Raw genomic sequence first — 23,540 nt, forward strand, 5'->3', positions numbered from 1 at the left:
GGGTCCGGTGGCCCGGCCGGACAGAGCCTGAAAGGGACCGGCCCCGCCAGGAAAGTGTGATGGACATGACGATCGCCGTGACGGGTGGAACCGGATGGCTCGCAGGCCGTCGAGATCCTCCGGGCGGCGGGGCGCGAGGCGGCGGCGCACCGGCGACGGCTCGCACGCCAGGCCCGGCCAGAGGCCTGAGCCTGACATACCGAACGAGCCGCACGATGCGATGGATCGCCCCGGCCTCGCGCGGCCCCCGCCGAAGCCCGCGAACCGCCGGCGCCCGGGAAGCCTTCCGCTTCGCACTCCACGGCAGGAGTCGCTTTCGCTCCCGCCTTGCGGAGCATCCCTGGCCGACGCGCAGCTTGACAGTGCCGATCCGAAGGAACATCCATGCAGGACTCCGAGCTGCCGAACCCGGCAACTCTCGAGGAAACCGCGCGACACTTCATGCAGGTGCGCCCGAGACTTGTCGCCGTCGCCGATCGCATGGTCGCCAGCACGGCGGAGGCCGAGGACGTCGTCCAGGACGTCTGGCTTCGGTGGCAGGGCCTCGACCGGTCCGGCATCCGGTCCGCCACAGCGTTCCTGACGACCATGACCGTCCGCCTGGCGATCAACCGCAAGCACTCCTCCCGGGTACGGCGGGAGATCTGCATCGGACCCTGGCAGCCTGAACCCGTCGACACGAGCGCGGCCCCATGGGAGGGAGCCGAGCGGGACGAGACGCTCAGCCTCGCGGTGCTCCGTCTCATGGAGAGGCTGAACCCGACAGAGCGGGCCGCCTACATCCTGCGGGAAGTCTTCGAATACCCCTACGCCCGCCTGGCGGCCCTCGGGCAGACCAACGAGGTCCACGCCCGGCAGCTGGTCAGCCGGGCCCGCAAACACCTGAGTACCGAGCGGCGACAGCACATCGACCAGGACGACCACCGCCGGCTCACGGAGGCGTTCCTCAAGGCCGCACGAAGTGGCGACACCCCCGCGCTGGAGGCCATTCTCACCGAGCACGTCACCAGCTCTGGATGATCAATCCCACGGGGTGTTCGCGGAGATGAGAACGAGGTCCCGAGATCGTTCAGCGACGGACGGCCTGAACACCCCGCGACAGCACTCCTTCCCGCACCTGCCGCAGCAGCCCTGCCGCAACCAACGGCTACGCACGTCCGCCGGGCCGCTGCGCCCATCCACCCGGATCCCGGCCGCCGCCGTCCGGCACCACGGCCGGACGGGACAAGCCACCCTCCGCCCGCTCACCTCGCATGATCACCGGCCCCTTGGAATTGATCATCCATACCGATGTCGCTTTATCCTTTTTGCGATATGTGTCACACCATGAACAGCGACTCTTGTCATAAGGGTGAAAGCAGGCAAGAGCCCGCCGATCCAAGGAGTTCAGTGATGACCAAGCCCATTCTTGAGCCCGCAGCGCAGGATCTCGCGGACGCGACGGCCAACCCGCCGTTCCTGTACGAGCTCGGCCCGGAGGGTGCCCGCAAGGTCCTGGACGACCTGCAGGCAGCGCCGGTGGCGAAGCCGGACGTGGAGGAGAAGTGGATCACGGTGCCCGCCGAGGTGGGCGATGTGCAGGTACGCATCGTCAAGCCCGCCGGCAGCCAGGGCACGCTGCCGGCCGTCCTCTATGTGCACGGCGGCGGCTGGGTCCTCGGCAACGCCGGCACTCATGACCGTCTGGTGCGCGAGCTGGCCGTCGGGGCGCATGCCGCCGTCGTGTTCGTCGAGTACGACCGCTCGCCGGAGGCCAGGTACCCCGTCGCCGTCGAGCAGGCATACGCGACTGCTCGATGGATCACCGCGAAGGGCGCCGAGGAAGGTCTGGACGCCTCCCGTCTGGCGGTGGCCGGCGACTCCGTCGGCGGCAACATGGCCGCCGCACTGGCCATCCTGGCCAAGCAGCGCGGCGACGTGACCTTCGTGCACCAGTCGCTGTACTACCCCGTCACGGACGCGGCCCAGGACACCGAAAGCTACCGGGAATTCGCTGACGGGCCCTTCCTCACGGCGCAGGGCATGGCCTGGTTCTGGGACTGCTACACCACCGATCCCGCCCAGCGGGCGGAGATCACCGCCTCGCCGCTGCGGGCGAGCCTGGAGGAGCTTCAGGGCCTGCCGCCCGCGCTCGTCATCGTCGACGAGAACGACGTGCTGCGGGACGAGGGTGAGGCCTACGCCCGCAAGCTGACCCAGGCCGGTGTTCCCACCACGAGCATCCGCTACAACGGCATCCTGCACGACTTCATGATGCTCAACTCCCTGCGGCCCACGCAGGCCACAACTGCCGCGATGGAGCAGGCCATTCACACCCTGCGCACCGTCCTTGGCAGCAACTGAGAGCACTGCGCTGCTCACAGCACCTAGAGGACCAGCAGCACTGAAGCCGTTCACCACCTCGGCGTTCGTGCGCGCGTTCCTTACCGGCGCACAACAGTGATCATCCGTTTCCTCCACCGTTCATCGACCCCACAGACACGATGAGCACCGTGGGCGAGCCGAACGGCACGGTCGCTCGGCACCCTGCCAACCCGCGCACGGAACCGTCGAGCCCGATCGATTCACCGAGCCGATCTCGGCCGTAGCCCGCTCCAGGCAAGCCCCGGACATGTTCCCGCTTGCCGCCCACGGTCTGCCTCTCCACGACGTGCGGCAGCGTCCTGCCGTACTGCGGCCATGTCCATCTGTCCGGCCATGGCTGAAACCACCTATGCCTCGAAAGGGCTTTTCATGTCCCGCCATTCGCGTTATCGGCGTGCCCGCACTCCTCTCACCCTCATGGCCACGGCGGCTGTCGCCGCCGGCCTTTTCGCTGCGACGGGCGGTCCGGCGAGCGCCGCCAAGACCACTTCCCCGGCCGCCAAGGCCACTGCCTCCAAGGCCGGCAAGCCGACCGTCGTACTCGTCCACGGCGCGTTCGCCGACTCCTCCAGCTGGAACGGCGTCATCAAGAGACTGAAGGAGGACGGCTACCCGGTGGTGGCCGCGGCCAACCCGTTGCGGGGTGTGAGCAGCGACGCCGCCTCCGTCAAGCACCTGCTGGCCGGCATCGGCGGGCCGGTGGTTCTTGTCGGGCACTCCTACGGCGGAGCGGTGATCAGCAACGCCGCCCACGGCTCCGGCAACGTCAAGGCACTGGTGTACGCCGACGCCTTCCTCCCCGACAAGGGCGAGAGCGCCAATGAGCTGGCGGGCAAGTTCGAGGGCAGCGTCATCGGCGAGGTTCTGCGTCCTGTCCCGATCACCAACCCCGACGGCTCCAAGGACGTCGACCTCTACATCGACCAGTCCAAGTTCCACCAGGCGTTCGCTGCGGATGTCCCCGCGAGGACCGCCGGCCTGATGGCGGTCACCCAGCGTCCCGGGACCGGCAGTGGCCTTGAGGAACCTTCTGGCGAGCCTGCCTGGAAGAGCATCCCTTCCTGGTCCCTGGTGGGCACCGATGACAAGATCATCCCCCGGGAGCTTCAGGTCTACATGGCCAAGCGCGCAGGCGCCCGCATCGAGGAGATCAAGTCCTCCCACGCCGTGACCGTGTCCCACCCGGACGCCGTCACCCGCATCATCGAGCAGGCGGCGCGGACGGTCCGCTGACCGGCGCACTTCACGGGTGGGGCGGCAGGCCACGCCGCCCCGCCCGCCCGCTCGCCGTCACCCGCTCACCCCACCTGTGACATCGCAGCGGACGGCGGCGTACTCGCCCGGCAGGCTCCCGGCGGGGCGGCAGCCCTCCGCGACGGCCGGGCTTTCCGCGGTGGCGCCGGCCAGGGCGGCGCAGCAGGTGCCTCGGCCGGCCACGGTGCCGGCGCCGGACTCACCGCGGGCCGGCAGCCGGCCGGCCTCGCCACCGCCGCAAGGGCCCGCGTTGCTGCTGCGGCGCAGGATCCACACCGCGTGCGTGCCGTCCTCCTCCTGCGCCGGGCCGGCCAGGTGTGCCAGGGCGGTGAAGGCGGATGCGCCGACCGGCGAGGGCGGTGCGGGCCCGGCCAGGGGCCTCAAGACCGCTGTCCGCAGGCAGGCCCGCCCGCCGCAGGAGTTTCAGCAAAGATGCGGTTTCACCGGGAGCGGGTGGCGCCGAAACCGCTCTCGTGCGCCCAGACGTGGGTGCAGGACGGGCACTGCAGGTGGAGCAGGCTGCCGGTGTGGGAGAGCAGGTAGCGCCAGTGGTCGCGGCAGGTGCGCCGCTGCTCACACGGTGCGCACCCGCGGCTGTCGTTGCAGTTCGGACAGGCCACCCAGGCGCGGCGCCCCAGGTCCGCCTGAGGGTCAAGCGGCAGCATGGCCGCTCCCGCGCGCAGGGAGCACGCCGGCCGCGACCAGGTCGTCGTACAGGCGCTGCTGCTCGTCGTCGAGACCGGAATACAGCAGGTCGTGCGCGGCCTGCTCGGCGTGCAGCGCCTCCAGGGGGTCCCAGTCGGGGCCCAGAGCGGTCAGGACCTGGGCCTGGCGGAGCACCTCCTGTGACGTGAGGTCGACGGCGAAGTCGGCCAGGGCGGGGGTGTCCGGCCGGCCGGCGGCCTCGTCCGGAGCGTCGGGGGGTGGGGGGTCGTGCGGAGCCATGAGACAGAACTTAGGTATGCCTTCCTTGCTGCGGCAAGGAGAGGTGGCCGACGTCACAGCAGGCCGGCGGCCGTCGCGACGGGTTTCTGCCCGCCCTTGTCTCCACGCCTCTGTCCCGGCAGCCCGCGGATGCGGTGGTGGGGCCGGCGGGCATCGTCCAGGGTCTTGCCGCCGCCCTTGCCGCCTGGTTCTGTACTGCGGGTGATCCGTCCTGCGTCCGCCGCCCGGTGGTGCACGCATCCGGCGCGGACGCGCAGACAAGGAGGCGAGCGGCGTGGAATCGGTGGCCGGGCAGGACGCACGCAAAGCCCTGCCCGAGGGGCTTGGCACGGCCGTACGCGAGAGCGCCGGGGAGATCGCCGCGCTGTTGCGCCGGGGTGCTGACATGGGGCTTAGGGTGCCGGGGGCGCAGTGGAGCGTCGGGGAGGCGGCGGCGCATCTGGCGCTGGCCAACGAGCTGATGGCGGATATCGCGGCGGGACACGCGCGCAGTTACGGGGACGGCACACCGCAGAGCCTCGCCGCGGCCAACGAACAGGCGCTTGCGGCGTTCGGCGAGCGCGGGGCAAAGCCGCTGGCCGCGATGATCGTGACGCAGGCCGATGCCTGTCTCACAGCGCTGGAGGAGGGGGCCGCGGAGGAAACCGTGCTCACCCCGCTGGGTCCGATGAGCCCGGACGTGCTGGGGTCGTATCTCCTCACGCACATGCTCGGCCACGGGTACGACCTCGCCCGTGCCCTGGGGCGTGCGCACATGATCGACCGCGCCCGGGCCGAGCTGACCCTGCCGTTCCTGGTCACGGTCATGCCGCGGGTGACCGACACCGCCCGCACGGCCGGGCTGAGCGCCTGTTACGCGATCCGTCTGTGGGGCGGTACCGGATTCGGTGTGCGGGTGGCCGACGGTGCGGTGTCGGTGGACACGCAGCCGCCGGCCCGACCGGACTGCACCATCCTCATCGAGCCGGTCACCTTTGTGCTGATGGCGCTCGGCCGCCGCGGCCAGTGCAGCGCCCTCGCCCGGGGCCGCATCCTCGTCAGGGGCCGCAGGCCCTGGCTCGCGCCGCGCTTCCCGGCCCTCTTCAAGGCGCCGTGAAACAGCCGTCCCGGTGTCAGCCGAGGGCGCGGTCGAGGTTGAAGGCGGCGCTGATCAGGGCGAGGTGGGTGAAGGCCTGGGGGAAGTTTCCGCTCTGTTCGCCGGTGTGGCCGATCTCCTCCGCGTAGAGGCCGAGGTGGTTGGCGTAGGTGAGCATTTTCTCAAAAGCGAGGCGGGCCTCGTCGAGGCGGCCCGCGCGGCTGAGTGCCTCGACGTACCAGAAGGAGCAGATCGAGAAGGTGCCTTCCTCGCCTTTCAGGCCGTCGGGGCTGGCCTGCGGGTCGTAGCGGTAGACCAGGGAGTCGGAGACCAGGTCCTCGCCGAGGGCGTCGAGGGTGGCAAGCCATTTCGGGTCGGTCGGGGAGATGAACTTCGCCAGCGGCATCATCAGCAGGGATGCGTCGAGGATGTTGCTGTCCTCGTACTGGACGAAGGTGTGGCGTTCGGCGGACCAGCCGTGGCTCATGATCCGCCGGTAGACGGCGTCGCGGGCGGCGCCCCAGCGGACCAGGTCGGCGGGCAGACCGCGGTGGCGGGCCAGTCGCATGGCGCGTTCGATGGCCACCCAGCACATCAGCCGGGAGTAGAGGAACGTCTTGCGCCCGCCGCGGGTCTCCCAGACCCCTTCGTCGGGCTGGTCCCAGTTCTCGCACACCCAGTCGACGACTTCGCTGATGCTGTCCCAGTGCGCACTGGAGATGGGTTTGCCCCACTTGTCGTACAGGTAGAGGGAGTCGACGAGGGCGCCGTAGATGTCCAGTTGCAGCTGGCCGACGGCGTCGTTGCCGATGCGTACGGGGGCGGAGCCGCGGTGGCCCTCGAGGTGGGACAGTTCGCGTTCGGGCAGGTCGCGGCGTCCGTCGATGCCGTACATGATCTGCAGGGGGCCGGCGCCGGGGCCGGGTACGGTGAGCTGGACGTGCTCGGTGAGGAAGCCCATGAAGGCTTCGGCCTCGTCGGTGAATCCGAGCCTGAGCAGCGCGTACACGCAAAACGCGGCGTCGCGGATCCACACGTAGCGGTAGTCCCAGTTGCGCTCGCCGCCGAGCTGTTCGGGCAGGCTGGTGGTGGGGGCGGCGATGATGGCGCCGGTGGGGGCGTAGGTGAGCAGTTTCAGCGTGAGGGCGGAGCGGTGCACCATCTCCCGCCAGCGGCCGCGGTAGCGGGAGCGGGAGAGCCATCGCCGCCAGTAGCGGACGGTCGCGTTGAATTCCCTTTCCGCCTCGGCCACGGCGCAGAAGCGCGGTGCCACATCGCCGCCGATCCGGTCGATGGTGAAGACCGCGGACTCGCCCTCATGCAGTTTGAACAGCGACCACACGTCCGCCCCCGCGACCTCGATGGGCACGGTGGAGGTCAGGGCGAGCCGCAGCGAGGACGAGGCGAAGACGGCCTGGCCGGCCTCGGCGTGCACGGTGTGCGGCACGGTGCCGTACTCGAAGCGGGGGGCGACGCGCGCGCGGAAGGGCAGCGTTCCGCGGACGCACACCACCCGGCGGATCAGGCGGTGCCGGCCCGCCTCGCGTGAGTCGTCGACGACCGGCATGAAGTCCTGGATCTCGCCGACTCCGTCGTCCGCGAAGAAGCGGGTGATCAGCACGTTGGTGTCGGGGAAGTAGAACTGCTTCGTGCGCGTGGGGACGTCCGCGGCGAGTTCGAAGGATCCGCCCCGGTCGGCGTCGAGGATCGAGGCGAAGACGCTGGGGGCGTCGAAGCGCGGGCAGCAGTACCAGTCGATCGTGCCGTTCGTGCCGACGAGGGCCGCGCTGCGCAGATCGCCGATCAGGCCGTGGTCGGCGATCTGCAGGTAGCGGGGCGCGCCGACGCCGTAGGGCACGCCGGGGCCGGCGGGTGCGCCGTGCTTCGCTCCGGCTTCGGTAGTCGTTTCAGCCACGTCAGCCTCCTTGGGCCGTCGCCCGGGCCGCCCCCGCTTCCTCCAGGCTAGCGAGTCGGCGGGCCCTGGGCCTGCGGGGACGGGGCCCGCCTGCGAGCAGTTGCCGGCCCCTTCGCGCTTTTTCGTGTCCGGATCCGTTCCCATCGGCGGCACGGCCGAGAACAGGGGCTTTCGCATGCGTGCGTCACATTCCTCTCAGCTTTCCCTGCACGGTGACTGCACGGTGTCACCAAGCGGTACGGCGAGCGCACCGTGCTCGACCAGGTTTCGTTCACGCTCTGTCCCGGTGAGAAAGCCGGCGTCGTCGGTGACAACGGGGCGGGGAAGTCCGCCCTGCCGCGTCTGCTCGCGGGCGAGGAGCGGCCCGACGCCGGTGAGGTGACGGTCATCACGGCCGGCGTCGGTCACCTCGCCCAGACGCCGGCGCTGCCGCCCGAGGCCACCGTCCAGGACGCCGTCGATCTGGCGCCGGCCGAACTGCACTCGCTCGAGGCGGCGTTGCGGCAGGCCCAGGCGGTGCCGGCGGCGGTGCCCGAGGGCGTGCGGTTGCGGCAGGCGCTGGCCGCCTACGGGCGGCTGACCGGGCAGTACGAGGCCCGCGAGGGGTATGGGGCCGATGCCCGGGTGGACACGGCGCTGAGCGGTCTGGGGCTGCCCAGGCTGGCGCGGGACCGACGCCTTGGCACCTTGTCCGGGGGCGAGCTCTCGCGTCTCGCGCTGGCCGCAACGCCGGCGTCCCAGCCCGAGATTGCTGCTGCTCGACGAGCCGACCAACGACCTGGACGACCGCGCGGTGGGCCGGCTGGAGGAGCGTCTGCGGGCCCACCGGGGCACGGTGGTCGCAGTCACCCACGACCGGGTGTTCTTGGAGCGGCTGACGGCCACGGTGCTGGAGGCCGAGGGCGGCCGGGTCACCCGGCACGGCAACGGGTACGCCGGCTACCTGGCGGCGAAGGCCGCCGAGCGGCGCCGGCGCCGGCAGCAGTACGACCAGTGGCGTCAGGAGCTGGGACGCAGCCGCCGGCTGGCCGCGTCCGGTGCGCTGCGGCTGCGCGTCGGCGAGCTGGCCTACGGGCAGCGGCGCCGGATCGAGCTGGCCCGGCTGGTGAGCGAGCCGGTGGACGTGCTGCTGCCGGACGAGCCCACCGACCACCTCTCCCCCGCCCTGGTGGAGAAGCTGGCGCCAGCACTGGAGGGCTACGGGGGCGCGGTGGTGCTGGTCACCCACGACCGCCGGATGCGGTCCCGGTTCACCGGCTCCCGCCTGGAACTGCGCGCGGGCCTCGTCGCGGGCCGGCGGTGAAAAAGACGCCGCACCAGGGGCGCCGGCGAGCCCGACGCCCCTGCTACGTGTGAGGGTCCGCCAGCCAGACGCCCCCGGCCCGCCGGCTGCCGCCGTCGTCCCCTTTGCCCCCGCTGTCCGCGCCCTGGCCCCAGCTCACGCTGCCCAGCGCATGCTGCTCGGCCAGCCGTGGCAGCAGCAGGTCCCACAGCCCCGTGACCCTCTCCTGCGAGAGCCACGCCCTGTCCTCGCCGCTGAGCACCTCAAATCCCATGGTGGCGGCCACGATGGTGGCCGCGGCGTCGTCCACCGACACCCCCTCGGCCAGCCAGCCGTCCCGCCCGGCCCGCTGCAGCATGTCCTCGATCCAGCGCTGCCACTCCTGCCGGAGCGAGGGGCCCCGGCCATGGACAAGACCGCCGCACAGCTCGAACCCCGCCCTAACCACGACGTCGCCGTCGATCCGGCTCATCAGGCCGTACGTCGCGTCCACGACCGCCTGAAGAGCACCGCCGCCCCGGTCCGACGCGTCCCTGACGGTCTGGCGCACCGCCCGGACCGCTTCGTCCTCGACGGCCTGGGCAAGCGCCCTCTTGCTCTCGAAGTGGAAGTGCAGAGCACCGCTGCTGACGCCCGCCCGCCTGCTGATCACCGCGAGCGAAGCGGGCACGAACCCCTCCCTGGCGAACACCTCAGCCCCGGCACGGATCAGTGCCTGACGGGTACGGGCCGCGCGTTCCTGCTTGACCATCATGCGTCTCCTGGCAGGGGCCACGGCCCCGGGCACCCTGCACCCGGGTGCCCGCCGTGTCCCGTCGTCCGTCGTTTCACCACGGCGGGTTGCCGCGGCTGCGGGAGGCCGGCCCGGCGCGAGCGGTGTGCACCATCGCCCGGGCCCGCCGGCGCCTGCGCACGGGCCCTCTCCCGTTCGGCCGCACCGTCTGCGGACGTGTGCCGGCTGCGGCAAGGCCCGGGGAAGGTCATTCGCGACGCTCACGACGCCTCCCTCCCTTCACGGTGCGGCCCGGACGATGATCCCACCGTAACAAACCGCGCTAGCGGTTTGTATAGGTGCTTGCGGTGATCCGGCCGGGGGCACGAGGGCGCGGACGGGAGGGTGCGGACGGGAGGGTGCGGAGCCGGGCACGGCGGTCACCGCGGCCGGCCGGCCGGTATCCGCCCGCCCGTGTCCGGTCCGCGGCGGGCGGCGCTGCGCACCCGATGCGTCCGATGCACCCGGTGTGTCCGCGGTTTGTCCTCCCGGCCGCGGTCACCGTCCGTCCACCCGCCGCGGGGCCGCTCGGCCCCGGCCGGGGAGTGGTCCGGCACATTGCGCCGCACGCACGAGGGCTCCGTCACCCGTCGCGGTCACCAGGTCCTTGCGCTGCGCCCGGAACGCCCGGTCAGCTCGCCGCCGCCGGTTCGCCGGCCAGCGCCGCCCGGGCCAGCTGCCGGTCGCTGCGGGCACCGAGTTCGGCCGCCCGCTCGGTGGTGATGACGAGGCTGCGCAGTACGGCGGGTACCGCGATGCCGGGCAGCAGATGCTCGAAGAGCGACACCACCCGGGCCTCGAGGTCGTCGCGGCCCGACAGGATCTGCGAATAGACCTGCACACCGGTCCACGCCGCCGAGAACATCCACGCGCTCTCGGCCGGCTCGACGTGCGGGAGCAGTTCGCCCTGCTTCTCGGCCTCGGCCAGCAGATAGCTGCTCGCGTCGATCCACTGGGTGATCGCCGTGGTGCCGAACTGGGCCCGCACGTCCTGCTCCAGGCTCAGCCTCGCCACCGCGCTCACCAGCGGGTCGCGCCGCATCCGGTAGGCCACCGTGAGCCCGCTGTCCACGAGTTCCTGCAGCTTGCAGGGGCTGGGCTCCACCGTGACCGCGGCGAACTGCTGGCTGAGCACGCCCTCCGCCAGGGCCTGCTTGGACGGGAAGTGGAAGTACAGGGCCCCCTTGGTCACGCCCGCCCGGGCCAGGATCTCGCCGATGGTGGCGCGCTCGTAGCCGTACTCGTCGAAGACCGAAGCCGCCGCCATCAAGATCGCCAGTCTGGTGCGGATCGCACGCTCCTGCCGCGCCATGAGTCCTCCCGAGATGGTTGCAGTGGGCACGATACAAGAAACGGGGTGGACACCCACTCAGAACAAAACCAGCGAGTCCGTATCTTCACAAGCCGTCACGACCCGCTCTGCACAGCCACCGTCGTACGTTCGCACATGCCCAAGGCCCCGGGCGCACCCCCGCACACCAAAGAACATACTGGTCACCGGCGCCGGCGGCGGCGCCGGCGTCCTGCGGCCCGTGCCGCCCTTACAAGACCGGCCGTCCGGGTTCGGCCGGCCCACCGCGGTCCCCCGGAGCTCCCGGCCGGCGAACGGACCGGGGCCGCGGGCACGGACCGCGCCGGCTTTCCGCCCCCTGCACGCGCCCTGCACACGGGGGCCGGCGCCACGCCGCACCGCGCGGGACGCGCGGACGGCGGCGAACAGGCCCCGCGCCCGTACCCCCGGGGCCGGGGCCGGGGCCGGGGGGCCGGGGGCCGGGGGCCGGGGGTGGGGGGTGGGGCCGGGTGCACGGGCACCGGCCGGCGAGACGCTCCTCCGCGGGGGCGCCGTATCGCATGCGTCAGCGCCGCCGCGCCCGCAGGCCTCGGCCCGGCGCGGCCCGCGGGCGCGGCCGGGGTCTGCGGGCGCGGCCGGGGTCTGCGGGCGCGGCCGGGGTCTGCGGGCGCGGCCGGGGTCTGCGGGCGCGGCCGGGGTCTGCGGCCGGCCGCTGCGCCCGACTGTGCCACCCGCGCTCGCACGCGCCGCCGGCCGGCACGGGCGAGCGCGGGTGGTGGTCCCGGGACCGGCAGGGCCCGTACGGCCGCCGGGCGCGGGTGCGGCGCGGCGTCAGCAGCCGGGGTCCTTGCTGCGCCGGCGAGCTGGTCCGGGGCCTTGGGGGCCGCCTGTGCCCCCCTGGTGGCCAGGCCGCAGGGGATTTGCCCACCCGGGACGGACCCGCCTGCGGGATGTGCCCCGCCGCCCGGGACGCGGCGGCACATCACCGGTGCGCCCAAGGCCGTCGGGGGCGTGCCGGTGAGCCGGGACGCGCTCCTGCCCGTGCCCGGGAACGGTGGTCTACGGCCGGCGGCCCGCGGCGGCCGGCGGCCCGAGCAGCACGGGCAGTTCACGGTGCCCGTTGGAGATGAACGACTCCAGCGGGCGCAGCCGCTGCGCGGGGACGGCGAGGGTCAGGGAGGCGAACCGGGTGAACAGGCCGCGCAGCGCGACCGTCGCCTCCAGCCGGGCCAGGGAGGCGCCGAGGCAGAAGTGGGGGCCGTGGCCGAAGGAGAGGTGGCTGCGGCGGGTGGCGCGGGTGACGTCGAAGCGGCCGGCGTCCGGCCCGTGCACGGCTGCGTCGCGGCCCGCGGCGACGTAGGAGATGACCAGCGGGTCGCCCTGGGGGATCACCACCCCGCCGGCCTCCACGTCCTCGACCGCGTAGCGCAGGATCCCGTTCGCGCCGGGTGCCTCCACCCGCAGGGTCTCCTCGACCGCGTCCTCCCAGGCTGCCTCGCCGGATCGGACGAGCGCGAGCTGTGCGGGGTGGGCCAGCAGCAGCGCGATGGCGTTGTCGAGCAGGTTCACGGTGGTCTCGTAGCCCGCCGTGTAGAGCAGGATCAGGTTGTCGACCAGTTCCTTCTCGCTCAGCCGGGTGCCGTCCTCGTCCCGCACCGCGATCAGCGCGCTGGTCAGGTCCTCGCCGGGGCTGGCGCGCTTGAGGGCGAGCAGGTCGTTCATCGTCAGGTACAGGTCGGCGCCGTTTTGCCGGGCGCTCTGGAGCGAGACGGAGGTGTCGAAGAAGCCCGCGATGATCCGGCGCAGCCGCGCGCGGTGCTCGTCAGGGATGCCGAACAGCTCGGCGAGCACCTGCGCGGGCAGCGGGTGGGCGAATTCCTGGCGCAGGTCGGCCGGCTGCCCGGGCGGCAGCGCCGCGAGGCGGTCGAGCAGGTCCTGGGTGATCTGCTCGACGCGCGGGCGCAGCCGGGCGACGCGGCGGGCGGTGAACGCCGCGGCCACGAGCTTGCGCAGACGTGTGTGGTCCTGCCCGTAGGCGGTGACCATGTTCTGCACCGACACCCAGATGGCCAGCGGCCAGGTCTGCGCCACCGCTCCGTCGATCCACGCGGGCCAGTGCCGGTAGGCGTCCTTGGAGACGCGGGGATCGGTCAGCAGGTCCTTGATCTCCCGCTGGCCGGTCACCGCCCACGCCCCGACGTCTCCCGGCAGGGTCACCCGGGTCACGGGGCCCTCGGCCCTCAGCCGGGCCGCCTCCCCGTGAAGGTCCCCGCCCGACGGGTCGAAGGCGTACGGGCACTGCTGCTGACGAGGCATTGACTCCTCCAGTCGCAAAGGCGGGCCGCATCAGCCGGACCGCGAAAACAATGAAACCGCCTGGGCGGTATGTTCGTTGCCGGTGCCGGACCCGGGAACTGCGCCCGCCCGTGGGCCGGCTCCTTTTAACGGAAGGCCTGCCACCGTTTCCGCCTGGACCGGAGGCGCCCGCGGTGCGCCCTCAGCATGCCAAATTGGGCTTGAAAAGAAAACCGGTAGGTCCGTATCTTATGGGCTGCGTCACCCAATCTGCTCGACACTGCTGTGGAGAGAGGCGGAGAGTACGCGTGACTCCTCTGACGATCCGTACGACAGATCTCGTCACACCGCGACAAGAGCCGGGAGCGATGGCCGCGCGGGCCGTACAGGCCATGCCGCGGCTGACGACCACGGTCCCCCGGGAGTACGTGCACCGGGCCAGCCATGCCGAGGTCTTCCTGACCGGCTGTGAACAGCTCGGCGACGGCCGCTTCGCCCTCACCGGCCAGTGGCCGCGCACCCATACGTTCTTCACCAGCGCGGACGGCACGCACCATGATGCGCTCCAGGCGGCAGAGACCATTCGCCAGACCGGGCTCTTCCTCGCGCACGCCGAGTTCGACGTGCCGCTGGGCCACCAGTTCCTGCTGCGGGACCTGCATCTGTCCACGTCCGTGCAGGACATGGTGATCGGCCCCGGCCCCAGCGAGCTGTCCCTGGCGGCCGTCTGCACCGACGTGGTCCGCCGGGGCAGGCGGGTCTCGGAGTTCCGCATGGACATCACCATCGAACGCGCCGGCGGCCGGTGCGCCGCCGGCGGCGGCCGTTTCGCCTGCGTGTCCGAGGCGACCTACCGCCGGCTGCGGGGCACCGCGTCCTGCGCCCGGCCGCCGGCGCGGGCGCAGCCGCACCGCACGCTGGCACCGGCCGCCGCCGGCAAGGCCGTGCCCGCCGACGTGGTGCTCTGCGCCACCGACCGGGCCGGCCGCTGGCTGCTCGACCCCGACCCGCGCCACCCCATCCTGTTCGAGCACGCCGGCGACCACTTCCCCGGCATGGTCCTGCTCGAAGCCGCCCGCCAGGCCGCCGGCGCCCTGGGCGGCCCGCTGACCCTGACCCCCACGTCGGTACGCGCGGACTTCCACCAGTACGCGGAGTTCGGCCCGCCGGTGTGGATCGAGGCGGCCCCCCTGCCCGCGGACCGCGCCGGCCGGCTCAGCGCGCGCATCACCGGCCTGCAGCAGGACCGGGCCGTGTTCACCGCACGGGTGGACGGCACCCTGAGCAGCCCGGCCTGAGCACACACCGGCCCGCCTGCCCGACGGGCCCGGCACACACCCCCGCAACTCCCCCACCGCCCGCCCCACGGGAACAGGCACCACCCCACGGGGACAGGCACCGGCCCGCGGCGCCGCTGCCGGGAAGGGGTGCGGCACGCACTCAGTCCGCGGACGGCGACGCTGCCGGCGCACCGCCCGGCCGGCACCTCGGGGCCCGCCGACACCTCGGGGCCCGCCGACACCTCGGGGCCCGCCGAGGCGTCGGGGCCCGCCGAGGCCTCGGCCGGCCGGCGAAGGCGGCCGGCGAAGGCGGCCGGCGTGCACGCGCTGCGCGAACGCGTTGCGCGAACGCGTTGCGCGAGCGGCTGCCGGCCGCGGTGGCAGACAGCCGCTCGGCCCGGCACGGCCGCGGTGGCGCGGGAGGCCGCCGCGGCCGTGCCGGGCAAGGACGGTGCGCACGCCGTGACCGCGGACCGTTCGTGCAAGGACCTGGGCTTCGACCCGGCGGCCCGCTGCCGGCGGCAAAGATGCCGGCGGCGAGGACGGCGCCCCGGCCGACGGGGGCCCGGGGCGAGATCGCGGGCCGCTTCGGCGCCGTACGTCATGGGGCCGACCGTGGCGACCGCGCCGGGCCGGCCGGGCAGTTCACCGACGGGGACGAAGGGCGCCGGAGGCGGACACCAGCGGGAGCACGGCAAAAAGCCGGCCGCCCGCATGGACTCGCCGTCGCGCAGCCGGACCGCGAGGTGCGGGCAACACCCAGCCCAGGCCCCAGCCGACGGCCAGGAACAGCCCGAAGACGCCGAGGACGCCCGGGATGCCGCCCTCGGGCGCGAAGCCGGACAGCAAAACCCGGCCCGGGCCCATAAGCAGCCACAGCACAGGACGGGACGGGACGGGACGGGACGGGACGGGACGGGACGGGGTGTCACAGTCCCAGGGAGATGGCCAGCCGGGTGAGTTCGGCCGTGCTGTTGATGTTCAGCTTGGCCCGGATACGGCGGAGATAGGCGTCGACCGTGTGCTTGGAGAGCCCCATCTGACGGGCCGCCTGCAGGTAGGTGCACCCGGCGGCGATATGACGCAGCGTCTCCCGCTCGCGCGGGGCCAGCGCGGGCACGGGGGCCTCGGCGTCAGGCGCGGTGAGTGTGAGACTCATGGGATTCCCTCCGGCCAATCGGTCCGTCATCACTGCTCACACCCTCGAAAGCAGAAGACAAATGCCCGATTAATGCAATTTGCCCCTTTTCGATAAGCGTGCCCGGGCGACTTCATGACGCTGTCCCCCGGCCGTCACAGACGTGTCACAGACCACATCCGCGCACGCCGCCGCGCACGCACGCACAGGAACCCCTCACGGCAAAGACGATCCCCCGCCCCCCGCAGCCCGCAGCCCGCAGCCCGCAGCCCGCAACAGGGCGACCGGACACCACAGTTGACGCCACCACCCCCTGCCGAGCGCACCGAATATCGCCGCCCGCAGCATGCCACCAGCCCCGCAGACACCAGCAGACCGCCGACGTCTCCGGACCACCGCCCCTCCCCCGCTTGCCCCCGCTCCCCCCGCTTCCCGCCGCCCGGCGCAGGGACACAAGGAAGGCAGGGGCACGGGAGGGGCGAGCGGCGCCGGAGGAACACGGGGAAACGAGGAGCACGGGGACGGGGAACCACAAAAAGCGCAAGGGCGCAGGCGCGAGAAGTACGGGGGCGGAGATACGGGGGTACGGGGGCGGGGGCGGTTTTGCCGCCGCCGGCGGCCGCTTTCCGGGCGCGGCCGGCGCCAGGGCCCGGAAAGGACCGCCGGCGGCACCCGGGGGCAGCGCCGGGTTGGTGCTCCGCGCTCCCCGGGATCATGCTTGTCAGGAGGGGCCCTGCCCCCAGGCCCGGCCGTGCAGGTTCCCGAAGGGCGAGATGAGCGGCGATGGAGCGACTTCCCACCCCTCCCGGTGAGCAGGCGCAGGCGGGCGCCCGGCCCGAGCCGGTCTGCACGGCCACGGCCACCGTCAACGAGCAGGGCATCGTGACCGGGTGGAGCGAAGGAGCCCGGCGGCTGCTCGGCTACACCTCCTCGCAGATCGTGGGAGCCGGCGCCGCACGCCTGCTCGCCGAGGACACCGGCGGGAGGGCACGGCAGGATACGGCCGGGCAGGAGCGGTGGAACGGCACCGTGGCACTGCGCCACCAGGACGGCCACCAGCTGACACAGCACCTCCTCGCGCACCGCCTGACACCGCACGGCCGGGCCGCCGAATGGCTCGTGGTATCCGCCGTACCGGGCACCTTGCGCACCCCCGAGGACGAACCACCAGGCAAAAACGAAACGCCGGGCAAAGACAAGACGCCGGAGGAAGGCGAGGCGCCGGAGGAAGGCGAGGCGCCGGAGGAAGGCGCGGCGCCGGAGGAAGGCGCGGCGCTGGAGGAATGGGTGTTCGGCCAGTCCCCCTGCGTGCTGGCCGTCTTCGACGCAAACCTGCGGCTGGCACGGGCCAACGCCGGCATGCAGCAGGCGCTGTCGCTCACCGAGGACGAGATGCGCGGGCTGCGCCTGCCGGACATCGCACCGCATCCGGTGAGCGAGGAAGCCCACACGGCGATGCGCCGGGCCCTTGCCACGGGCGAGGTGCAGCACATGGAGGACTGCCTGCGCCCCGCGGGCATCAGCACCCAACACGGCTGGCCGGCCTCGCTGGCCCCGCTCAAAGACCCCGCCGGCCGGATACGCGCCGTGTGCCTGGCCGCGCACCACCCCCTGCAAGAACACCTCGCCCGGCAGCGGATGCTCCTGCTGCACGACGCCACCGCCCGCATCGGCACCACCTCCGACAGCCTGCGCACCGCGCAGGAACTGGCCGACGTCGCCGTCCCCGGACTCGCGGACATCACCGCCGTCGACCTGCTGGCCCCGGGCCCGCACGGCGGCGAGGTACCCCCGCTTTCACCCTGCGCAGACATCACCATGGACCGCGCCGCCGTACGCCTCGCCCCCGGCACCCGCCCCCTCGCCCCCCTCGCCGCGGGCCGGCCCTCCCGCTACCCCCAGCCGTCACCGGTGGCCCAGTGCCTGGCCCAGGGCCACGGCGCCCTGTTCACCGCCGGCGAGGAAACCCTCGCCCGGTGGGCAGCCCACGACCCCCAGGCCGCCTGGATCCGCGAGAGCGAAACCCACTCGGTGATGGTGGTCCCGATGCGCGCCCACGGCACCACCCTCGGCGTGGCCCTCTTCGCCCGCCACCAGCACCCCGAACCATTCGGACCGGACGACCTGTGGCTGGCCGAGGAAATCACCGCACGCGCAGCCCTCAGCATCCACAACACCCGCCGCACCGGCCGCGAACACACCACCACCATGACCCTGCAGCGCAGCCTGCTCCCGCAGACCCTGCCCGACCAGGACGCCCTGGACATCGCCACCCGCTACCTGCCCGCCGGCAGCCGCGCCGGCGTCGGCGGCGACTGGTTCGACGTGATCCCGCTGTCCGGCGCACGCGTCGCCCTCGTCGTCGGCGACGTCGTCGGCCACGGCATCCGCGCCGCCGCCACCATGGGCCGCGTACGCACCGCCGTACGCACCCTGGCCGACGTCGACCTGCCCCCCGACGAACTCCTCACCCACCTCGACGACCTCGTCATCCACCTGTCCGCCGACGAAAGCCACGCCGACGACGCCGCCGAAACCGCCGGAGGCATCGGCACCACCTGCCTCTACGCGGTCTACGACCCCGTCTCCCGCCACTGCACCCTCGCCCGCGCCGGCCACCCCCCACCCTGCGTGGTCACCCCCGACGGCACCGTCCGCTTCCTCAACGTCCCCGCCGGCCCACCACTGGGCCTCGGCGGCCTGCCCTTCGAACCCTTCGAAACCGAACTGCCCGAAGGCAGCCTCCTCGCCCTCTACACCGACGGCCTCCTCGACGCCCGCACCCACGACATCGACGACGCCCTCGACAACATGTTCGCCGCCCTCGCCCGCCCCGCCCACACCCTCGACACCGTCTGCGACCGCGTCCTGACCTCCATGCTCACCCACCGCCCCGACGACGACATCGCCCTGCTCATCGCCCGCACCCGCGCCCTGCACACCGACCGCGTCGCCACCTGGGACCTCCCCTTCGACCCCGCCACCGTCACCCACGCCCGCCACCACACCACCGACCAACTCACCACCTGGGGACTCCACGACGCCGCCTTCACCACCGAACTCGTCGTCAGCGAACTCGTCACCAACGCCCTCCGCTACGGCCGCCCACCCATCCGACTCCGCCTCATCCACGAAAACACCACCCTCACCAGCGAAGTCACCGACACCAGCAGCACCACCCCCCACATGCGACGCGCCCGCACCTACGACGAAGGCGGACGCGGCCTCCTCCTCATCGGCCAACTCACCCACCGCTGGGGCACCCGCCACACCCCCACCGGCAAAACCGTCTGGGCCGAACAATTCCTCCCCACCAAACCCACCCCACACTGAAACACCACCCCCACCACCCAACAAAACACCCCAACCCCCACCACCCGCACCACCACCCCCACCACCCACCCACCAACCCCCCACCAGCAACCCCACCCCCCGACAGCAACCCCCATACACACCAACCACAAACACCCCCCACTCACACGAACACCAGCCACAGAGTAGCGGTGGCTTACGTCGGGCAGTCAGGCCTTCTTGTCACCCAGCAGTCGAGTTCGCCTTCCGCCACCTCCACCACCAGAGCGCGCCGGCCCGGTGGTCGTGCTCGAATCCAGCGCCGAGAGGCCCCACTCGCTCGATCGCCTCATCGGTGCGCGGATCGTCGCGCCGGGCGAGCCCGTAGGCGGCCTCCACGCGCACGAGTTGGTTGTCCTCGTTGAGCAGTGCCGCCAGGGCGTCGGCGACGGCGGGCGTACGGTCCCGGGAGTCGGCCAGTGCCGTCGCGGCCGCACCCCGCATGTCGGCATCCGGGTCTTCGGCCAAAAGGAGCAGCGCCCGGGTGATCTCCGGCAGGAGGTCGTCGTCCCGCATGCCCACCCTGCACGCTCTGATCCGCACCTCGGCGTCCGGGTCGCGCGTGAGGGTGAGCAACGCGGCCTTGGATGCCGGGGTGAAGGGAGCGTCATCTGCCGAGAGGGCCCCGGGCACTTCGCGGCGCACGCGGGGGTCGGGATGGTCGGCGTAGCGGAGCCCGACGGCTTCCTGGCCGGGATGCTCGTACCAGGTGAAGGCATCGAGCACCTGCGCGAGCACCTCGCTGTCCGTTTCTTCGGCCGCCCAGGCCGCCAGGTATTCGCTCTCCTTCTTCTCGCAGGGGTCAGAGCCGGTGCGAAGGAGCCCCCTGGTCCACACGTAATCCGCCACGAACCGGCGGTGCGTCGGCGCCGGGTGGTGGCGCTGGGCCACCACGGCCGACCAGGTCTCATAGCCGCGACGCTGAGTGAGGATCCAGCAGACCGTCCACCAGTTCACATGGCGCTCGTCCGGCTGCCCGACAGCGCGGGCGACCAGTTCGTCGACGGGTGTCAGGATGCAAAAGGCCCACTCCAGCGAGGTCAGCTGAACACGGCGCGGCTCGCAACCGTTCGACGTCAGTCGTCGCCACCGTCGCCGCCGTCGCCACCACGGCCACCCTGACCGCTGGTCTGGCAGCCGGTACCGGCGCAGATCCCGCCGTTGCCGCCCTTCCCGCCGTCGCCGCCGTCGCCGCCATCGACCGCGTCCCCGCCATTGCCCCCGTCGCCCCCGTTGACACTGCCACCGCAGACCCCGGCGCAGATCCCGCCGTTGCCGCCGTTGGTGCCGTTGCCGCCGTTGGTGCCGTTGCGGCCCGGCCCGCCGTTGGTACCGTTGCCGCCGTTGGCACTGCCGTTGCAAATCCCGGCGCAGACGCCGCCGTTCGAGCCGTTGCTGCCGTTGACGGTCCCGCTGCAGTTGCCCACGCATACCCGATCGCCGATGCGGACGCTGTCGCTGCCCACCTGGATGTCGCCGAACTCCCCGTTGACGACGAACCGACCGCCGCCCGATGAGTTGCCGTCGCCCTTGGGTGCGGCAGGAAGGTGCTGGGCTGCGTTCGTGACGGTCACATCGGTCTGTGGCATCGGCGCTGCAGTCGCGGCCGGCACCATCGCGCCCCCGCCGATCAGGGCGGTCGAGACCACGAGGCCGAGACGGAATTTCCAAGAGTGCATACGCATGGAGTTCTCTCTTTCCGAAAATTTTTTCCGTGCAACGGTTTCCCTTACTCGCTTTTCCCCCTTCGCCATATGAGGACGATGTGAGAAGAAGCGGAAAGGGCTGCCGGGCGATGCCCTGTATCGATGAGGCCCGGCCGTCACGCTCCGCGATGCCGGAACTTCACAGGCAATCGAGGGAATCGGTATAAACAGCCTCACCTTTCGAAAGAGCCGAGTCACCGGATGATCCTCAGGGCCTGCTGTACCCCCTTGGCTCCGCCGACAGCGCCGGGCATGCCGGGGCCGAGACCGGAGCCAGGGCCGGAAGGTGACACGACATCCTTGAGGCACGTGGGCGCCCCAGGCCCGCATCAGCCGGAGCGCCTCGCACCGGGATCGGCCACCTGGACGACAAGGCCCGGGCGGCCGATCGGCTATTGCGTGATCCCCCACAGCCGGCTGTACGCCTCTGCGAGCGTGATGTTCAGCTTTGCGATCTCCGCCCGCAGCCGTGAGTCAGCGTCACGGACGGAAGGGGAAGTCCTCTGCGATGGACGCGGACTAGTCGCGGTCGAGGGACTGCAGCGCCCACTCGTCGATCTCGTCTTCCGAGATCTCGTACTTCTCGGCGACCTCGTCCTTCGTCACGTTCTCGGACAGCACGGTCATCACGATCCGTACCTTGTCCACCTCTGAGAGCTCTTCCTTCGGCTTGTCCGGCAGGTCGTCCAGGTCGTCGAACTCGTCCAGGTCGTCGGAGGGGGAACAGTTGGGCCGGCCGGGCTGGCCGGGCTCACCGGGCTGACCGGGTTCACCGCCCTTGCCGCCTTCTCCGCCCTTGCCGCCCTCTCCGCCCTTGCCGCCTTCCCTGCCCTTGCCGCAGTCCGAATGGTGGCCAAGGAGGTCGCCGGCACTGACGGACTGGCTTGTGACTTCCGTGGCACTCTGCCGCGCCTGTGCAGTGCACGCGGTCGCTGTGCCGGCGGCAATGGCCAAAGAGGCTATCGCCAGAATGAATGGACGCTGCCAGAGACTTCTGGGCATCGGGTTCTCCGTTTCCATGACAAGGGTGTCGCCTGCGGGCGCTGCACCCCGGACGTCGTGTTCGGGCGACCAGACCGCTTGCGGTGGCCGATGGACGGTTGGGGGGGTGGGGTGGAGGTCCTGAAGACCTCCACCCCGCGGCGTCCGGGCCATCACGGCCCGGACGCCGCGGGCAGCCCGGGCCGCCGATGCGTGACGATCAGTTGCCGGTGCCTCCCGTACCACCGCCGCCACCGGCCCCTGCGTCGCCCTCGTCGCTGTCGCCGCCGCCACCGCCGAGGCCGCCGTCGCCGCCGTCGCCTTCGTCGCTGTCGCCGCCGTTGCCGCCACGGCCGCCGTTGCCGCCGTCGCCGGTCTCGCTGTCGCCGCCGCCACCGCCGTTGCCGCCGCCACCGCCGTCGCCTTCGTCGCTGTCGCCGCCGTTGCCGCCACGGCCACCGTTGCCGCCGTCGCCGGTCTCGCTGTCGCCGCCGCCACCGCCGCCACCGCCGCCACCGCCACCGCCGGTCTCGCTGTCGCCGCCGTTGCCGCCACGGCCACCGTTGCCGCCGTCGCCGTCCTCGCTGCTGCCGCCGGCACCACCGGAGCCGCCACCGCCGCCGGAGCCGGTCTTGCTGTTGCCGCCGTCGCCGCCGCGGCCACCGTCGCCGGCGTCGCCGTCCTCGCTGCTGCCGCCGGCACCACCGGCACCACCGTTGCCGGCGTTGCCGGTCTCGCTGTTGCCGCCGGCACCACCGGCGCCGCCCTTTCCACCGTCGGTGACAACGGAGGTCACGGCCGTGGGCTGGCCCATGACCGGCGTCGAGGCGGAAGCCGGAAGGGCGACAGCCCCAGAGACCAGAGCGGTCGTGGCGCAAAGCATCGCGAGGCGAAAACCCCGTCGCTTGGGCTGGGCCTGGTTGTGAGTGTGAACGTCATGGGTCATGGATTTTCTCTTTCTGAGACAGAGGGGATTTCTGACATTCCCCGGAAATTCGGGGTGCCAGCCAGCGGACCGGCTTCAACCGGGACCGCCATACCTGGATAACCAGCGGTTCAGTAAGAGGGAGTATCCTCGGTGAGGAATTCCGCCTTACCGTGCTGCCTCATTTCCTTTCCGGTGAGGCCCGCACTTCAAGTAGGCCTGACCGGCAAAGCCTGGTCACGTTCCGAGGACTCGGGACTTGACGGAACCGGAGGCGTCGGGTAGAAGCACGCGACCGCTACCGACAGCCTCCGGCCGTTCGGGAGCCCGGCGCGGACGCCCAGGGAGTCGCGCGAGCCATCAAGGCCACGTTACGGTGATCAAGCACTCCGACTGTCGGATTTCCGGGTCCGGGACGCCACCCTTCACCCGAACGCCTCGCGAGCAAGAAGCACCGCACGGGCCGAAGATCAGCATGCGCGCCCGGGAACGCAAAATCCGCCAGTACGTACGCAAGCGGTACGGCGACACGGTCGAGGCGCCCTCCTACGCGGTACTGCGGCAGATGCGGCTGGAGTCGTTCGGGCCGGCGGCCCTAGCGCTACGAGCGCCCGGCACACATGGCCACGCCCGGCAGGTACGTACTGATCGACCAGCCGGGCCAGGTGGCGGCACCGGACACCACGGCGCTGCCCGCGATGGTGCACGAAAGCGTCTTCGACAAGCCGGTGAAAGTTCACCTCACGCCGGCTCTTGATGCCTACACGCACTCCATCTGCGCATTTCACCTCACCCTGGTGTCTGATACGGCGGTCGACGTCGCGATGCTGCTGCAGGATGTGACGCTGCCGCTCCCGACGCGAGAGGAATGAGGCGAGGAGATGAAGTGGCCCTACCCCGGTCTGCCAGCCGCGACGGTTGCCGAGTTCACCGGGCATAAGGTGACCGGCCTGCCCCTCTTCGCAC

At 71.9% G+C, this 23,540-nt stretch carries 19 protein-coding genes and 2 pseudogenes; 8 read left to right on the forward strand and 13 right to left on the reverse strand.

Annotation, left to right across the window (positions count from 1 at the left end; all coding sequences use genetic code 11):
• The first annotated feature begins 384 nt into the window (after nucleotides 1-384).
• From AB0D57_RS39870 to AB0D57_RS39880, 3 genes are all read left to right on the forward strand, one after another.
• A complete protein-coding gene (locus tag AB0D57_RS39870; protein ID WP_362085345.1) occupies nucleotides 385-1,020 on the forward strand; it encodes a sigma-70 family RNA polymerase sigma factor in 636 nt (211 codons plus the stop codon).
• Between the two features lie 372 nt (nucleotides 1,021-1,392).
• Nucleotides 1,393-2,343, forward strand: a complete 951-nt coding sequence (locus AB0D57_RS39875; protein WP_362085348.1) for an alpha/beta hydrolase — start codon at nucleotides 1,393-1,395, stop codon at nucleotides 2,341-2,343.
• 390 nt (nucleotides 2,344-2,733) lie between these two features.
• Nucleotides 2,734-3,597, forward strand: a complete 864-nt coding sequence (locus tag AB0D57_RS39880; RefSeq protein ID WP_362085351.1) for an alpha/beta hydrolase — start codon at nucleotides 2,734-2,736, stop codon at nucleotides 3,595-3,597.
• Between the two features lie 222 nt (nucleotides 3,598-3,819).
• Here AB0D57_RS39880 and AB0D57_RS39885 read toward each other — a convergent pair.
• The 3 genes and pseudogenes from AB0D57_RS39885 to AB0D57_RS39895 all read right to left on the reverse strand — a co-directional run.
• Nucleotides 3,820-3,991: pseudogene (locus AB0D57_RS39885) on the reverse strand (flavoprotein); the annotation flags it as partial.
• Between the two features lie 67 nt (nucleotides 3,992-4,058).
• Nucleotides 4,059-4,283, reverse strand: a complete 225-nt coding sequence (locus AB0D57_RS39890) for a hypothetical protein (protein ID WP_362085354.1) — start codon at nucleotides 4,281-4,283, stop codon at nucleotides 4,059-4,061.
• Nucleotides 4,270-4,563, reverse strand: a complete 294-nt coding sequence (locus tag AB0D57_RS39895) for a DUF6400 family protein (RefSeq protein WP_362085357.1) — start codon at nucleotides 4,561-4,563, stop codon at nucleotides 4,270-4,272. The genes AB0D57_RS39890 and AB0D57_RS39895 overlap by 14 nt, the downstream gene beginning before the upstream one ends.
• Before the next feature lie 283 nt (nucleotides 4,564-4,846).
• Between AB0D57_RS39895 and AB0D57_RS39900 the strand changes: the two genes are divergently transcribed.
• Nucleotides 4,847-5,659 (forward strand): maleylpyruvate isomerase family mycothiol-dependent enzyme, encoded by an 813-nt coding sequence (locus tag AB0D57_RS39900; protein WP_362085418.1) that lies wholly within the window; start codon nucleotides 4,847-4,849, stop codon nucleotides 5,657-5,659.
• A 16-nt stretch (nucleotides 5,660-5,675) separates the two neighbouring features.
• Here the strand turns inward: AB0D57_RS39900 and AB0D57_RS39905 are convergent, their stop codons facing one another.
• A complete protein-coding gene (locus tag AB0D57_RS39905; protein ID WP_362085421.1) occupies nucleotides 5,676-7,496 on the reverse strand; it encodes a glycoside hydrolase family 15 protein in 1,821 nt (606 codons plus the stop codon).
• Between the two features lie 273 nt (nucleotides 7,497-7,769).
• Here AB0D57_RS39905 and AB0D57_RS39910 point away from each other — a divergent pair.
• Nucleotides 7,770-8,856: pseudogene (locus AB0D57_RS39910) on the forward strand (ATP-binding cassette domain-containing protein).
• 43 nt (nucleotides 8,857-8,899) lie between these two features.
• On the opposite strand, the gene AB0D57_RS39915 reads toward AB0D57_RS39910, so the two are convergent.
• The 3 genes from AB0D57_RS39915 to AB0D57_RS39925 all read right to left on the reverse strand — a co-directional run bounded on the left by AB0D57_RS39915 (nucleotide 8,900) and on the right by AB0D57_RS39925 (nucleotide 13,214).
• Complete coding sequence (locus tag AB0D57_RS39915; RefSeq protein ID WP_362085360.1) at nucleotides 8,900-9,589, reverse strand: ScbR family autoregulator-binding transcription factor; 690 nt, start codon at nucleotides 9,587-9,589, stop codon at nucleotides 8,900-8,902.
• Between the two features lie 649 nt (nucleotides 9,590-10,238).
• Nucleotides 10,239-10,919, reverse strand: a complete 681-nt coding sequence (locus AB0D57_RS39920; protein WP_362085364.1) for a ScbR family autoregulator-binding transcription factor — start codon at nucleotides 10,917-10,919, stop codon at nucleotides 10,239-10,241.
• 1,038 nt (nucleotides 10,920-11,957) lie between these two features.
• Nucleotides 11,958-13,214 (reverse strand): cytochrome P450, encoded by a 1,257-nt coding sequence (locus tag AB0D57_RS39925; RefSeq protein WP_362085367.1) that lies wholly within the window; start codon nucleotides 13,212-13,214, stop codon nucleotides 11,958-11,960.
• Between the two features lie 287 nt (nucleotides 13,215-13,501).
• Between AB0D57_RS39925 and AB0D57_RS39930 the strand changes: the two genes are divergently transcribed.
• Complete coding sequence (locus AB0D57_RS39930; protein WP_362085370.1) at nucleotides 13,502-14,491, forward strand: ScbA/BarX family gamma-butyrolactone biosynthesis protein; 990 nt, start codon at nucleotides 13,502-13,504, stop codon at nucleotides 14,489-14,491.
• Between the two features lie 627 nt (nucleotides 14,492-15,118).
• Here AB0D57_RS39930 and AB0D57_RS39935 read toward each other — a convergent pair.
• A complete protein-coding gene (locus tag AB0D57_RS39935) occupies nucleotides 15,119-15,355 on the reverse strand; it encodes a hypothetical protein (RefSeq protein WP_362085373.1) in 237 nt (78 codons plus the stop codon).
• A 46-nt stretch (nucleotides 15,356-15,401) separates the two neighbouring features.
• Complete coding sequence (locus AB0D57_RS39940) at nucleotides 15,402-15,632, reverse strand: helix-turn-helix transcriptional regulator (protein WP_362085376.1); 231 nt, start codon at nucleotides 15,630-15,632, stop codon at nucleotides 15,402-15,404.
• A gap of 762 nt (nucleotides 15,633-16,394) precedes the next feature.
• Between AB0D57_RS39940 and AB0D57_RS39945 the strand changes: the two genes are divergently transcribed.
• On the forward strand, nucleotides 16,395-18,944 hold the full coding sequence (locus AB0D57_RS39945) for a SpoIIE family protein phosphatase (RefSeq protein WP_362085379.1): 2,550 nt from the start codon (nucleotides 16,395-16,397) through the stop codon (nucleotides 18,942-18,944).
• Nucleotides 18,945-19,145: 201 nt separating this feature from the next.
• On the opposite strand, the gene AB0D57_RS39950 is transcribed toward AB0D57_RS39945, so the two are convergent.
• The 4 genes from AB0D57_RS39950 to AB0D57_RS39965 all read right to left on the reverse strand — a co-directional run bounded on the left by AB0D57_RS39950 (nucleotide 19,146) and on the right by AB0D57_RS39965 (nucleotide 22,445).
• Nucleotides 19,146-19,919 carry a HEAT repeat domain-containing protein gene (locus AB0D57_RS39950; RefSeq protein ID WP_362085382.1) on the reverse strand — a complete coding sequence of 258 codons (774 nt, stop codon included), beginning with the start codon at nucleotides 19,917-19,919 and terminating at the stop codon, nucleotides 19,146-19,148.
• A gap of 119 nt (nucleotides 19,920-20,038) precedes the next feature.
• Complete coding sequence (locus tag AB0D57_RS39955; RefSeq protein WP_362085385.1) at nucleotides 20,039-20,716, reverse strand: hypothetical protein; 678 nt, start codon at nucleotides 20,714-20,716, stop codon at nucleotides 20,039-20,041.
• Nucleotides 20,717-21,187: 471 nt separating this feature from the next.
• Nucleotides 21,188-21,670, reverse strand: a complete 483-nt coding sequence (locus tag AB0D57_RS39960; RefSeq protein ID WP_362085388.1) for a hypothetical protein — start codon at nucleotides 21,668-21,670, stop codon at nucleotides 21,188-21,190.
• A 199-nt stretch (nucleotides 21,671-21,869) separates the two neighbouring features.
• Nucleotides 21,870-22,445, reverse strand: a complete 576-nt coding sequence (locus AB0D57_RS39965; RefSeq protein ID WP_362085391.1) for a hypothetical protein — start codon at nucleotides 22,443-22,445, stop codon at nucleotides 21,870-21,872.
• A gap of 749 nt (nucleotides 22,446-23,194) precedes the next feature.
• On the opposite strand from AB0D57_RS39965, the gene AB0D57_RS39970 reads away from it, so the two are divergent.
• Nucleotides 23,195-23,446, forward strand: coding sequence for a hypothetical protein (locus AB0D57_RS39970; RefSeq protein ID WP_362085394.1), 252 nt, complete (start codon nucleotides 23,195-23,197; stop codon nucleotides 23,444-23,446).
• The last annotated feature ends 94 nt before the right edge of the window (nucleotides 23,447-23,540 follow it).

Source organism: Streptomyces sp. NPDC048275 (genome assembly GCF_040652275.1).
In the GTDB taxonomy this organism is placed as follows: domain Bacteria; phylum Actinomycetota; class Actinomycetes; order Streptomycetales; family Streptomycetaceae; genus Streptomyces.